Below are 12,401 nucleotides of genomic sequence, written 5' to 3'. Positions count from 1 at the left end.
GTGGCTGGTCGTCCTCTCAGACCAGCTACTGATCGTCGCCTTGGTAGGCCTTTACCCCACCAACTAGCTAATCAGCCATCGGCCAACCCTATAGCGCGAGGCCCGAAGGTCCCCCGCTTTCATCCGTGGATCGTATGCGGTATTAATCCGGCTTTCGCCGGGCTATCCCCCACTACAGGACATGTTCCGATGTATTACTCACCCGTTCGCCACTCGCCACCAGGTGCAAGCACCCGTGCTGCCGTTCGACTTGCATGTGTAAGGCATGCCGCCAGCGTTCAATCTGAGCCAGGATCAAACTCTTCAGTTCAAACCTGTTACTGTTTTCGGTTCTTTCGAACCGGTCGCTCACTCAAAGCTGACAGGAATATGAATCACTTCATAAACCTGACTTACTTTAGTGTGAGACTCTTGATACTTTTGCTATCTGATCCGAGGATCAGCTCGCTGTCATCAAGCGCCCACACTTATCGGCTGTTAATTTTTAAAGAGCATGTCTGCGAGGGATCTTGAACCCCTCAGCAGCGCTGCGTTTTCAGCAGCAGAGAAGCGAGATTATCAACCGTTTTTTGAGACTCGTCAACAACTTTTTTAACTACTTCGTTGCGACGACTGCGGTTTAATTTCGCGTGCACTGGAATCGATAAAACCGACTTCAACAGCACCGCTTCCCTCTTCTTCCCCCGCGCCGTGTTTCCGTTAGCGCGAAAGAGGCGTGATTCTATGCATCCGCCCCGGTCTCCGCAACCCCTTTTGTGAAATATTTTTGACGTGCTATGGCGGGGACCGCTGAGCCTTCCCAGTGCCTCTATATAGACGGCACGGCGGGCGCAGCCTCGGTCGCCCTTGAACAGCCCCGCCGTATCGCACCCAACCTTCCGTCGGTTACCGCCCCACCATTGCCCTCACCACGCCATCCCGCCGAATCAGCCCGTGATACAGCGCCGCGGCAAAGTGCGCGAGGAACGTCAGGAAGAACAGATAGGCCAGCACGCGATGCGCGACCCGGAGCCACGCGAACGTCACCGGATCGGCCGACACCAGCGCCGGCAGTTGCACGCCGCCGCCCAGCGTCACCGGATACCCGCCCGCCGACAGCATCGCCCAGCCGATCAGCGGCATCGCCACCATCAGCGCGTACAGCACGAGATGCGACCCGTGCGCGGCCATCTTCTGCCACCACGGCAGATCGTCGGGCAACGCCGGCGGCTTCGACAGCATCCGCACCACGATCCGCACACACACCAGCACCAGTACCGCCGCACCGAGCGGCTTGTGAATCGCCACCAGGATTGCGTGCCGTTCGGAAACGGACGCCACCATCCCCACCCCGATGAACAGCATCGCGAGAACCATCGCGGCCATCACCCAATGCAGCACTCGCGCCGGCACACTAAACGTCGTCGAAGCCTTCATCATCGTCCCTCCCCACTCAGTCGCGCCGCGCCCGCCACGCCGGCCTCTTCACTCGTGCGCCGCAGATACGAATCCGCATACGCGGCCGAGCGCGCCGCCAGCAGCGGATCGCCCGACACCTGGATCCCCTGCGGCAGCACCGTCGGGTCGTAATTCACGTCGCGGCAGGGGCCGCTGTCCTGCGCCTCCACGCGGTCGAGCACGAGCGTGCCCGCGTCGATCGTCGTGCGCTCCACGGGCCAGACCTTCGTCGCGTCGTCCACCGGGTCACCGGGCTCCGCCAGCGTGACCAGCAGCTTCCACTTCTGCGCACCGGCCGCGATGCGCTGCGTCACATCCTGTTGCAGCACGTTCGGATCCGCGGCCGTCGCGACGTCGCCGGCGCCGGCCGTCTGCTCCGGCACGACGCGCCACCGCACCGCCTGGCGCTTGCCGGCCGCGTCGACGAAATAGAACGCGTTCAGCCCGTAATAGCTTTCGGTGACGTAGCTCGCGCTCGGCTTCGCACCCTTCACCCACTTCAGGAACGCGCCCGCTTCCGGGTGCGCGCCGAAGAATGCCTTCACCTTCGCCGGATCCGGCTTGCCCGTCTTCGGATCGGGGCGGGTCGCGAGCGTCTGCTCGTAGAACGCCTGCGGCGTCGCGACCGGAAACACCGGCATCGCGTTCATCCCGGTCCGCCATTGCTCGCCGTCCGGCGCGGTCAGCTTCAATGCGAGGCTGCGGATCGGCACGCTGCTGTCCGGCGCGTACGGATTTCCGCCCGGCAGCGCGAAGCGCCCGACCACCGGCGTGCGCACCGGCTTGAAGAACGGCGCGACCGAATACGCGCTCGCGGCGCCGTTGCCTTCGAAGTAGCCGGTCACGCACACGCCCTTCGCGTGATTGCGCCGGTAGCCGGGATGGATGCCGCTGTTGGTCTGCAGCGCGTCGACGAGCCGGTGCGGGGTCAGACGCGCCGGCGCGAGCCACCCGCCGGCATAGCCGAACGCCGCGGCCACGCCGGCCACCGCGCCGCCGATCACGGCCCAGCGCCACCACCCGCGCCCGGGCTCGCGCTGCGGCGAAGAAGAGGAAGATTGCTTCATCAATGCACCCCCGATCGTCAGATCATTGTCGAACGCGCGTAGGACGCCGCCCGCGCCGCTTTATTCCACGAAAAGTTTTTTCGTATGCTGGAGGGAATAATCGATGCCGGCCGGCGTCCTACGCGGCATCCACGACCCTTTCGGCAACCGGCCCGGCCATGCCCTCCACCGCCCTCGACGACGAAGCATTGCGCGAACTCATCCCCCGGCTGCGGCGCTTCGCGCTCTGGCTGGCGCGCGACGTCCACGCGGCCGACGATCTCGTCCAGTCGACGCTCGAGCGCGCGCTGTCGCGCTGGACGAGCCGTCGCGACGACGCGTCGTTGCGCAGCTGGCTCTTCACGATCCTGTACCGACAATTTCTCGACGGCAAACGCAGCGCGAAGCGCTACAGCTGGCTGCTCGGCCGCATCCGCGACGACGACGAAGCGCACTGGCCGTCCGCCGAACGCGAATTCGCGGCGCGCGCGACGCTCGAAGCATTCGGTCGGCTCTCGGACGAGCAGCGCAGCCTGCTGTTGCTCATCGCAGTCGAGGGCTTCACCTATCAGGAAGCCGCCGACCTGCTCGAGGTGCCGATCGGCACCGTGATGTCGCGGCTCTCCCGCGCGCGCCAGGCGCTGCGCCAGCTCAGCGACGGCGAACTTCCTGCTCCTTCCTTGCGGCTGATGAAGAAATGAACACGCCTCCGAACGAACACGACCTTCAGGCCTATGTCGACGGCCAGCTCGACGACGATGCGCGTGCCGCGGTCGAGCGCTATCTCGCGCTGCATCCGGCGCGTGCGGAACAGGTGAAGCAATGGCAGCAGGACGCGCAGCGGTTGCGGGCCGCGCTGGAGAGCGTGCGGATGCCGGCCGATAATCCCGCGCTCGATCCGGCGGCGATTCGCGGCCGGCGAGCCGAACGCTCGCGGATGCGGTTCGCGATGGCGGCTTCGTTCGTGTTCTGCGTCGGGCTCGGGACGTTCGGCGGATGGCAGGCGCGCGGGTGGAACGCGCCGCCGCCCATCGCGCCGATGAGCGATGCGGTCAAGGCTTACCAGATGATGGTGGTCGATCGAACGGCCAAGGTCGATTACCGGCCGACCGGTGCGGGTGATTTGCAGGGCTGGCTCACCCGGCGCGTGGGGGCGTCGGCGAAGCTGCCGGATTTGAGCGCGGCGGGATTCAGGCCGGTCGGCGGGCGGTTGTTCACGACGGACAGCGGGGCCACCGCCGCGATGGTGCTCTATCAGGATGACGCGGGGCGGACGCTGAGCTTCTATCTCCGGCCCGCGGAATCGGAACATCGGCTGCTAACCGCTGGACAACGCGTGGATGGCGCGCTGCTGGCGCGGTATGGATCCGTGAACGGGCTCAACTATGCGGTGGTCGGGCCGGCCGGGAGCCTCGGGGAAAAGGCGGTCGTGCAGGCGCTCGATCAGCAGACTTGAAGCGGCAGGATGCGCGTCCGGCTGGCGGTTGGTGGTAGCCGCCAGCGCCTTATGTGCGGCGGCCCGGCGGGCTTGAACGGGCGCACGCTCACCATTCGCTTGCACAGCGTTTCGACTGACTTCCCCGGGCTGTTATTCACATCCGAAACCCCGCCGGCACCCTCACCTTTAAAATCACAGGGTTTCGAGTCGCCGCGGAACGGGATATCCACACCTCTCCTGATGGTGCTGCGTGCTGACTTCGATGGGTTCGCTCACCTTTGGCATGCACAGCGTTTCTCGTTGTTTTGGGCATCGATATCCACAACCCGGGTAATTGACCGCTCGTCTTCGCCGGGTTCGACTACGCTCACCCGTTGAATGCAGCCGGTTTCGAGTGGCTTCGAGTCAACGATATCCACACGGCATTCGACATCCGGACGTCGCCGGCGATTCGTTCGCTGCCCTCTTTCATGGTCGGCAAAACCTTGCCCGGCAATGCATTCAGGCCGACGAGCCCATCGAAACCAGGACGCTCACCGCTCGGATGCACAGGGTTTCAACTGGATCGTGCGCCGGTTATCCACACACCGCCGCTCGCGCGTCGGGTCACTTCGTCCCGACTCTCCCGAGAATCTCGCCGGTTTCCGGCGCGATGACGTAGTGGATCGACTTCCCGAGCCGATTTGCATTGCCCAGTCCGCGCATACCCGGAATCAGCTTTGCCACGAACGTGATGGTGACGACATCGTCATCTGGCACGGGGTCCACCGTGGATGCCCTTTTATCCGTGATGCAGATCTCGAAGTTATGCAGATCCTGCCCGGTCGCCGCAAAGTCTTCGTAGGTAGCCTTCAGGCCCAGCAGCGTCGCTGTGTTGAGCGTGACCGAACACTGGTCGACCGTGCCGAAATTCAACGTGCTCATCGTGTTCTGCGAATATCACCGGGCGAAAACTGCCCGCGCTGCCGGATGCACGCGGCAACGCCCGCGGATATCGTGATCCCGTTATCGGGTCCGTGCGGACGGCACATGATCGGTCCCGTTACCTGCTCCCTTTGCAAGCGCCGCTCGCATCACCCTGCTCTTTCCTCGGTTTCGTGACTGGCTCAGGATTCGAAATCAACCGTTGTACGTCGAGACAAAAAAATAGTCGGTGATCGCCGAGATCACGGCCTCGCGCGTGGCGTTATCGATCGTCTCGCCATCGCCTTGGGGCTCGACGTACTTCATCGAATCGACATAGACGACGAATGCGGGACCGTTGTCCACGCCGGACGACAATGCCTCGCCAGGCACCCGCACGGTACGGTTTCCGTCGGACAGCACGATTTCGCCGCGCGACACCATCGGGACCGTGTACGTCATCGCGTTGCCTCGCGTGATTCAGTCATGTCGTTCGACCACGTATTGCGACGGCCCGCGCCATGCAACCGAACGGTAACCACTTCGAACGACACCGATCTCCCGGTAATACTCGACGAGTGCCTGCGGGCTCCAGTCACGGCCTGCGGAGAACAGCGCATCGAGATCGATGAGCGCGGCTACGAGCGCCTGGCGGTCATGGTCATCTGCGATCGCGCGTTCCCAGCGATCGGATTGTCGAGCGAAGCCCAACTGCTTCAGCACATCGGCGGCAGCTGTCAGCTCGGTCACGACGACCGCAACGCGGCCTGCGATATCCGTCACCAGCATCTCATTGACAGGTGCCTTCATCGATCGCTTCGCCCCGTATCGTCTGCCGTGATCACCCTGCCTCCTTCGTGAGCCATCCAACGATCTTCGCGACGTCCTCGGCGGACAGCATGCCAACACGCTCGACAAACATGCCGTAGTCGAGATCGAACTTCACGTTGAATCGCTCGCCCTCGTAGCGGCAACACAGGACCTCGGCTTCCGGTATCGACACGCGTTGCTCGAACACGATGTCGCCTGGATGGTGCTGCATCCTGCGTACGATCGTATCGATATCGAGTGCCTGGAGACGGGGCGATGAAGCATCGGTCATTTGCCGTGAGCCCGTTCGCCGAGCCTTTGCATCCTGGATGCTGGCGATTCTACAGACATGACGGCTCACGTATCGCTCGAGCACTTCACAGCGTTCCGCTTCGTTCATCCAGCCGCTGCACGCAGTGCATGTCCTGAGCGGATCACAGTCGCCGGACTGTGCTTATCCAAAGGTGTTAACAGGGTTCGTATATATACGTAGTGATAGTTAACAAACGCTGTGCCCCACAGTGGATAACCTCCGTAACGCACTGAATTTTCAACGCGAAGCGAAATGCATAACCCTGGGTGCGCGACGTGAACAGCGCGCGGCAGCACAGAACAACTTTTCGTCGATTCACAGACTCGCCGACATATCCTCAATCGTTCCACTGTGAATCCAGAGACTTCCCGGACGGTTATCCAGAGGGCAATGTGGATAACACCGCATCACATCGACGCGTTTTGCTGTGATGCGAACAGGTGAAGCTCACGCTCGCGGCCTCGCGAGGCAACATCGATCGTCAGCCCACCGCACACGTCGATTCAAAAAATTTTCACGAAGGGGCTTGTGCTCCCCCGAAACCCTCTCTATAATTCGCGGCTTCTTAGGCTCGTAGCTCAGTTGGTTAGAGCACCACCTTGACATGGTGGGGGTCGTTGGTTCGAATCCAATCGAGCCTACCAACGAACAAAATGAAGGGGTCCGGCAGCACAACTTGCCTACAGGCAACGCGGCTCGCCAAACATACAAACGCCACGCGGCAACTTCGCGTGGCGTTTTTCTTTTCCGGTCCGAAACGACGCGCGAAGCCCCGATGCGTTGCCGGAACCGCGGCATCGTATGCTCTCTTCGACATCCCGATCTGCCACACAACGGCCGCTGCACGGCGCGTAGAATCGTCTGCGCATCGACGCGGCGACTTCGCCCGTCACCCGATTTCCACCGCATCAGAACAACGACGCGCGTTCCGCGCGACTGAGAGCACACGATCATGTCCGAGGTCTCGACCGCTGCATCGCCTGCGAGCAACGACGAAATCGTCGCTTACGTCGGCAAGAACGCCGCCTGGTTCGAACGAAAATGGGCGATCGCCGACTCGCGCAAAAGCCGGCAATCGTGGAACTGGGCCGCGTGCTTTCTCGGCCCGGTCTGGTTGGCGTACCGATGCATGTACTGGCAGGCGGCCACCGTGCTCGCCGTCACGCTCAGCATCACGCTGGTCGAATTGCTGTACTTCCCGGGATACTTCGAATCGAGCGTGCTCGACCCGGCCACGATCGCGATCGCGGTGTCGCTCGGCTGGTACGGGAACGGCCTCTACAAGCGGCACGTCGAACGCAGGATCGAAAAACTGCGCCCGAACGCGACGTCCCGCGAATCGTTTCTCGCGCTGCTCGAGGCGCAAGGCGGCACGAACTGGCTGGCGGCGGCCGGTTTCGCCGTCGCGACGCCGCTGCTCGGCGTACTGCTGTTCATGATCGGCAACGCCGGAGGCGCGATGTACTGATCGCGGTAGCCGGCAACCGGCAACGCAGGGCAGAAAGAAGAGGGCGGCGCCGGCGCCATGCGTTCATATGGCACATCGCACACGGCGCATGCGCGCGCCGCCTTCAGTGCAGATGCTTCAATTTGTCAGGATTCCGCACGACATAGATCGCGACGATCTTGCCGTCGTCGATCTCCAGCGCAGTCGTCTGCAGCTCGCCGTCGGCTTCCCGCGTGACGAAGCCCGGCAGCCCGTTGATGAACCCGGCCCGCACGAGCGTCGACGCATGCGTCGCGAACAGCTCGGCCAGATACGCATGCACTCGCATCACGCGCTCGAAGCCGAACACCGGCTTGCCGGCCGCCGCGCGCTTGCCGCCACCGTCGGAATGCAGGCTCACGTCCTCGGCGAGCATCGCGCCGAGCGCACGCATGTCGCCGCTGCGTGACGCCGCGAAGAACGCTTCGGCCAGTTCGATCCCGCGCTGCTTCTCGACATGAAAACGCGGCCGCGCGTCGCGCACGTGCGTGCGGGCCCGCGCGGCGAGCTGCCGGCACGCGGCCGGGTCGCGCTGGATCGTCGTGGCCACTTCGTCGAATTCGAGGCCGAACACGTCGTGCAGCAGGAACGCCGCGCGTTCGAGCGGCGAGAGCCGTTCGAGCGCGAGCAGCAGCGGCAGCGTGACGTCGTCCGGTTCGTCTTCCTCGACGACCGGCTCGGGCAGCCACGGGCCGATATAGGTCTCGCGCTGGTGTCGCGCGGACTTCAGCTGGTCGAGGCACATGCGCATCACCATGCGGCGCAGGAACGCCTCGGGCACGCGCACCTCGGTGCGGTCGACGTCCATCCAGCGGATGAACGCCTCCTGCACCATGTCCTCGGCATCCGCGACGGAGCCGAGCATCCGGTACGCGACGCGGATCAGCGTGCGACGCAGCGGATCGAAGCTCGCCGCCGCGTCGGCCAGTTGTTCGGCGCGGCCGCGAGCCAGGTCGAGGCTCGGCATCAGGCCACCATCTTCGCGGCGGCGGCTTTCGCGTCGGCCGGGTCGACCCACAACCCGAACCCGACGGCGAGCCGGTTCCAGCCGTTGATCACGTTGATCATCACCGTGAGTTTCACCTGTTCTTCCTCGCTGAAATGGTCGTTCAGCGCCGCGTAGGCCGCTTCGTGCGCTGCATGGCCCTCCGACAGCCGCGTGAGCGCGTCGGTCCAGCCGAGCGCCGCGCGCTCGCGGTCGGTGTAGCAGGGCGCGTCGCGCCACGCGGACAGCAGGTAGATGCGCTGCTCGGTCTCGCCTTGCTCACGCGCCTCGACGGTGTGCATGTTAAGGCAGTTCGCGCACGCGTTGATCTGCGACGCGCGGATCTTGACCAGCTCGATCAGCGTCGGCTCGAGGCTCCCGGCCGCGGCGACCGACACGGTCATCCAGCTCTTCATCAGCGCGGGGGCGGCGGCAAACGGATTGAGTTTCGCAGTCATGGTTCCTTCTCCTTTCGTGTGGGTTCCGCTGATATGACGAGCGAGCCCCCCGCGTGTGTGACATCGATGCAAAAAATTTTTTGGACCGCCGAAGCGGGCAGCGGCAAGCGAAGGACCGATGAGCCGTTGAGCAGGGCGCCGAAGGACGCGATATCGACCGCCGAAGCGTCCGCATGACGCGACGCTTCCGACGAACGCGCGCCATCGACCTTTCACGCCCGCCGTGCGGTTGTCACCGGGCGTCAGGAGTGCGCAGCCGCGGGCATGGGTATTGCGTCCGCCGGCCGAGCCCCGTCGCGACCGGCGCCGACGGTCCGTTGCACATGCGATGCCGACATCACGAATGCTTTCATTTTTCTTTCTTGTTCGTTTCAGCCGAAATCCGATTCGCGACGTTCACATTTCTGGACCATACTGTTCTGCACGGGCAGATGAAGTGACGCCGCATCCGCGGCCCGGCGCGCGCGCCGGCTGCCCGACGACGCAGCAGCAGGTCGCACGTCAGCCGCGCGCATTCGAGCGCAAGGCTTTCCCTTTTCCGGCAACGCAACGCAGCGAATCGCGACGTGGACGGTAAACCGATGAGCCTTCTTGCATCCCAGCTTCAGCGCCGTTACCAGGACGTGCGCGCCCATAGCGTCGCGCTGACCGCGACGCTGTCCGCCGAAGACCAGGCCGTGCAGTCGATGCCGGACGCGAGTCCGACGAAATGGCACCTCGCGCATACGACCTGGTTTTTCGAAACCGTCGTGCTGATGCGCCGCGTGCCCGGCTACGCGCCGTTCGACGACGCATTCCAGTTCCTCTTCAATTCCTATTACGAAGCGCTCGGCCCGCGCCATCCGCGGCCGCAGCGCGGGCTGCTCACGCGTCCATCGCTCGACGAGGTGCATGCATATCGGCAATACGTCGACGATGCGATGCTGCGCGCGCTGGCCGGCGCCGATGCGGCGCTGCTCGACGCGATCGCACCCGAGCTCGTGCTCGGCCTGCATCACGAGCAGCAGCATCAGGAACTGATCGTCACCGACATGCTCCATGCGTTCTCGTGCAACCCGTTGCGGCCGGCATTCCGGCCGCGCACGGGCGACGAAGCCGGATGCGCGCTCGCCGCGGGCGACGCCGGCCCGTTGCGCTGGCTGCACCAGCCCGGCGGGCTCGTCGAGATCGGCCACGATGGCGACGCGTTCTCGTTCGACAACGAACGGCCGCGTCACACCGCGCTCGTGCGGCCGTACGAGATCGCGAATCGCCTCGTGACGAACGCGGAATTCGCGGCGTTCGTCGCCGATGGCGGCTATACGCGCCCCGAATTCTGGCTGTCCGACGGCTGGGCCATGGTGCAGCGGGAAGGGTGGCAAGGGCCCGCGTACTGGATGCCGGACGACGACGATGCGGCCGCCACGCGCGTGCGGCGGACCTTCGGCCTGCACGGCGTCGAGCCGCTCGCACCCGACGCGCCGGTGTGCCACGTGAGCTTCTACGAAGCGGCCGCGTATGCGGAATGGGCCGGCGCGCGGCTGCCGACCGAATTCGAATGGGAAACCGCGTTCGCGGCCGACGGTATCCGGCAGATGCTCGGCCACGTGTGGCAGTGGACGCGGTCGTCCTACGAGCCGTATCCGGGCTTTCGGCCGCTCGCCGGGGTCGCGGCCGAATACAACGGCAAGTTCATGGTCGGCCAGCAGGTCCTGCGCGGCAGCAGCATCGCGACGCCGCCCGGGCACGAACGGCCGACGTACCGCAATTTCTTTCCGCCGGCGGCACGCTGGCAATTCACGGGAGTGCGACTTGCGCGAGACGTCTGACCTGACGGCCACGAGCGGTGGCCTGCAACCCGCCCGCGATTCGCGGCCGAGCGCGTTCGAGCGCGACCTGATCGACGGACTGTCGCGCACGCCGCGCAGCATCCCGCCGAAATACTTCTACGATGCAGCCGGCTCCGCGCTGTTCGACCGCATTTGCGAACTGCCCGAGTACTATCCGACGCGCACCGAGCTCGGCATCCTGCGCGATCGCGCGGCCGAGATCGTGCAGCGCGTCGGCCCGCATGCGGACATCGTCGAGTTCGGCGCGGGTTCGCTCGAGAAGATCCGCGTGCTGCTCGACGCATTCGCGAACAATTACGCGAACGCACCGGCGCGCTACGTGCCGGTCGACATCTCCGCCGATTACCTGCACGGCGCGGCCGCGCGGCTGCGGGCGGCCTATCCGTGGCTCGACGTCGCGCCGCTCGCGGCCGACTACACGAAGGCCGAGCAACTGGCCGCGCTGACCGAGACGCCGCGGCGGCGCATCGGCTTCTTTCCCGGCTCGACGATCGGCAACTTCTCGCCGGAAGAGGCCGACACGTTCCTGCGCGACGCGGCGCGGCTGCTGCGCGGCGGCGGCCTGCTGGTCGGCGCCGATCTCGTGAAGGACGAGCGTACGCTGCATCACGCGTACAACGACGCGCAGGGCGTGACCGCGCAGTTCAACCTGAACCTGCTGGTGCGCGCGAACGCGGAGCTCGGCGCGGACTTCGACGTCGACGCGTTCTCGCACTGCGCGTTCTACGATCGCGGGCGGCAGCGCATCGAGATGCATCTCGTCAGCGACGTCGCGCAGACCGTGCACGTGCGCGGCCATACGTTCCGCTTCGAAGCCGGCGAACGCATCCATACGGAGAATTCGCACAAGTTCACGATCGACGGCTTTCATGCGATGGCGCGCCGCGCCGGGTTCGAGCCCGATACCGTGTGGACCGACGCGGACCACCTGTTCAGCGTGCACTGGCTGCGCAGCGTCGACGATATCCGCGCGTAACGCAGCGCTGCTGCGAACCGCTCGCGCCGCGAAGGTGAGGGCGGTTCGCTCGCGATGCCCACCGGCGGGTTCGATCCCGTTGCCCGGTTTCGTGCCGAAAATTCCCCTTTTTACCGACCCGACGCATCGTTGCAACGGGGTGTGGAACGCCACCTCTTTCTTGTCCCGCAAGGCTTTGCGGGCACCCGTAAACGTCCGTTACCTGTCTCGCATACCCGTTTCACCTGTGTCAGCGTCCGATGCCTAGACTCCGAACCGTATTCACATGAAGCACGACACGTGCAGGGAGTCGCGAGATGAGCAAGAAACTGATTCTCGGTGCAGTTCTCGGTGTAGCGGCGCTGGCAGCCTCGGGCGTCGCATCGGCCCACGTCGACCTGTCGGTCGGCATCGGCGTGCCGGGCGTCTACACGGCGCCGGCGCCGGTCTACGTCGCGCCGCCGCCGCCGGTGATGTACGCGCCGGTCGGCTATCGCGATGACGACTGGCGTGCGCGTCAGTGGCGTGAACACGAGTGGCGCCGCCGTGAATGGCGCGAGCACGAGTGGCGCGAGCGCGCCTGGCGTGACGGTGGCGGCTGGCGCGGCCGTTGGGACTGAGTAACCGTCTTCCGAGTCAAGCCCGATGAAGTGAATCGTCCCAAGGCGTGTTGGTTTTGACCATGGCATTGAGCATGGTTAGGAGCTTGCGCATGCAGGCAACAAGCGCGACCTTGGACAG

The 12,401-nt window shown here is 64.7% G+C and carries 14 protein-coding genes, 1 tRNA gene, 1 rRNA gene and 1 pseudogene; 7 read left to right on the top strand and 10 right to left on the bottom strand.

What is annotated here, in order from left to right:
• The 3 genes from MMB92_RS34095 to MMB92_RS34085 form a co-directional block, all read right to left on the bottom strand.
• Positions 1 to 310: ribosomal RNA gene (locus MMB92_RS34095) — 16S ribosomal RNA — on the bottom strand; the annotation flags it as partial.
• 575 nt (positions 311 to 885) lie between these two features.
• Positions 886 to 1,419 carry a cytochrome b gene (locus tag MMB92_RS34090; RefSeq protein WP_112750591.1) on the bottom strand — a complete coding sequence of 178 codons (534 nt, stop codon included), beginning with the start codon at positions 1,417 to 1,419 and terminating at the stop codon, positions 886 to 888.
• On the bottom strand, positions 1,416 to 2,504 hold the full coding sequence (locus MMB92_RS34085) for a catalase family peroxidase (protein ID WP_105866423.1): 1,089 nt from the start codon (positions 2,502 to 2,504) through the stop codon (positions 1,416 to 1,418). Before MMB92_RS34085 ends, MMB92_RS34090 begins: the two co-directional genes overlap by 4 nt.
• A 158-nt stretch (positions 2,505 to 2,662) precedes the next feature.
• On the opposite strand from MMB92_RS34085, the gene MMB92_RS34080 reads away from it, so the two are divergent.
• Entirely contained in the window at positions 2,663 to 3,184 is a 522-nt protein-coding gene (locus tag MMB92_RS34080; RefSeq protein ID WP_034201189.1) for a sigma-70 family RNA polymerase sigma factor, read from the top strand.
• Positions 3,181 to 3,939: an anti-sigma factor gene (locus MMB92_RS34075; RefSeq protein WP_006495421.1), complete on the top strand. Its 759-nt coding sequence runs from the start codon at positions 3,181 to 3,183 to the stop codon at positions 3,937 to 3,939. Before MMB92_RS34080 ends, MMB92_RS34075 begins: the two co-directional genes overlap by 4 nt.
• A gap of 588 nt (positions 3,940 to 4,527) precedes the next feature.
• On the opposite strand, the gene MMB92_RS34070 is transcribed toward MMB92_RS34075, so the two are convergent.
• From MMB92_RS34070 to MMB92_RS34055, 4 genes are all read right to left on the bottom strand, one after another.
• The gene (locus MMB92_RS34070) at positions 4,528 to 4,845 is read right to left on the bottom strand and encodes a hypothetical protein (protein WP_012492978.1); all 318 of its coding nucleotides are present in this window, start codon (positions 4,843 to 4,845) and stop codon (positions 4,528 to 4,530) included.
• A gap of 195 nt (positions 4,846 to 5,040) precedes the next feature.
• Positions 5,041 to 5,268 (bottom strand): Imm74 family immunity protein, encoded by a 228-nt coding sequence (locus tag MMB92_RS34065; RefSeq protein WP_275522457.1) that lies wholly within the window; start codon positions 5,266 to 5,268, stop codon positions 5,041 to 5,043.
• Positions 5,269 to 5,304: 36 nt separating this feature from the next.
• Positions 5,305 to 5,634: a hypothetical protein gene (locus MMB92_RS34060; protein ID WP_012492979.1), complete on the bottom strand. Its 330-nt coding sequence runs from the start codon at positions 5,632 to 5,634 to the stop codon at positions 5,305 to 5,307.
• Between the two features lie 31 nt (positions 5,635 to 5,665).
• Entirely contained in the window at positions 5,666 to 5,866 is a 201-nt protein-coding gene (locus MMB92_RS34055; protein WP_006495417.1) for a hypothetical protein, read from the bottom strand.
• A 648-nt stretch (positions 5,867 to 6,514) separates the two neighbouring features.
• Here MMB92_RS34055 and MMB92_RS34050 point away from each other — a divergent pair.
• Together MMB92_RS34050 and MMB92_RS34045 are read left to right on the top strand one after the other, a co-directional pair.
• A tRNA-Val gene (locus MMB92_RS34050) sits at positions 6,515 to 6,591 on the top strand.
• 308 nt (positions 6,592 to 6,899) lie between these two features.
• Complete coding sequence (locus MMB92_RS34045; RefSeq protein ID WP_080332038.1) at positions 6,900 to 7,415, top strand: DUF2628 domain-containing protein; 516 nt, start codon at positions 6,900 to 6,902, stop codon at positions 7,413 to 7,415.
• Between the two features lie 103 nt (positions 7,416 to 7,518).
• Here the strand turns inward: MMB92_RS34045 and MMB92_RS34040 are convergent, their stop codons facing one another.
• Both MMB92_RS34040 and MMB92_RS34035 read right to left on the bottom strand, forming a co-directional pair.
• A complete protein-coding gene (locus MMB92_RS34040) occupies positions 7,519 to 8,400 on the bottom strand; it encodes a sigma-70 family RNA polymerase sigma factor (RefSeq protein WP_077019823.1) in 882 nt (293 codons plus the stop codon).
• Positions 8,400 to 8,876 carry a carboxymuconolactone decarboxylase family protein gene (locus MMB92_RS34035; RefSeq protein WP_034201185.1) on the bottom strand — a complete coding sequence of 159 codons (477 nt, stop codon included), beginning with the start codon at positions 8,874 to 8,876 and terminating at the stop codon, positions 8,400 to 8,402. Before MMB92_RS34035 ends, MMB92_RS34040 begins: the two co-directional genes overlap by 1 nt.
• Positions 8,877 to 9,457: 581 nt before the next feature.
• On the opposite strand from MMB92_RS34035, the gene egtB reads away from it, so the two are divergent.
• The 3 genes from egtB (at position 9,458) to MMB92_RS34020 (ending at position 12,280) form a co-directional block, all read left to right on the top strand.
• Positions 9,458 to 10,684 carry an ergothioneine biosynthesis protein EgtB gene (gene egtB / locus MMB92_RS34030; RefSeq protein ID WP_077056006.1) on the top strand — a complete coding sequence of 409 codons (1,227 nt, stop codon included), beginning with the start codon at positions 9,458 to 9,460 and terminating at the stop codon, positions 10,682 to 10,684.
• The gene (egtD, locus tag MMB92_RS34025) at positions 10,668 to 11,681 is read left to right on the top strand and encodes an L-histidine N(alpha)-methyltransferase (RefSeq protein ID WP_006487311.1); all 1,014 of its coding nucleotides are present in this window, start codon (positions 10,668 to 10,670) and stop codon (positions 11,679 to 11,681) included. The genes egtB and egtD overlap by 17 nt, the downstream gene beginning before the upstream one ends.
• Positions 11,682 to 11,977: 296 nt before the next feature.
• A complete protein-coding gene (locus MMB92_RS34020; protein WP_006477218.1) occupies positions 11,978 to 12,280 on the top strand; it encodes a hypothetical protein in 303 nt (100 codons plus the stop codon).
• A gap of 16 nt (positions 12,281 to 12,296) precedes the next feature.
• Here MMB92_RS34020 and MMB92_RS34015 read toward each other — a convergent pair.
• Positions 12,297 to 12,401: pseudogene (locus MMB92_RS34015) on the bottom strand (IS110 family transposase); the annotation flags it as partial.

Source organism: Burkholderia sp. IO2, assembly GCF_029522185.1.
Classification (GTDB): Bacteria; Pseudomonadota; Gammaproteobacteria; order Burkholderiales; family Burkholderiaceae; genus Burkholderia; species Burkholderia cenocepacia.
This window is presented reverse-complemented; position numbering and strand designations above follow the sequence as displayed.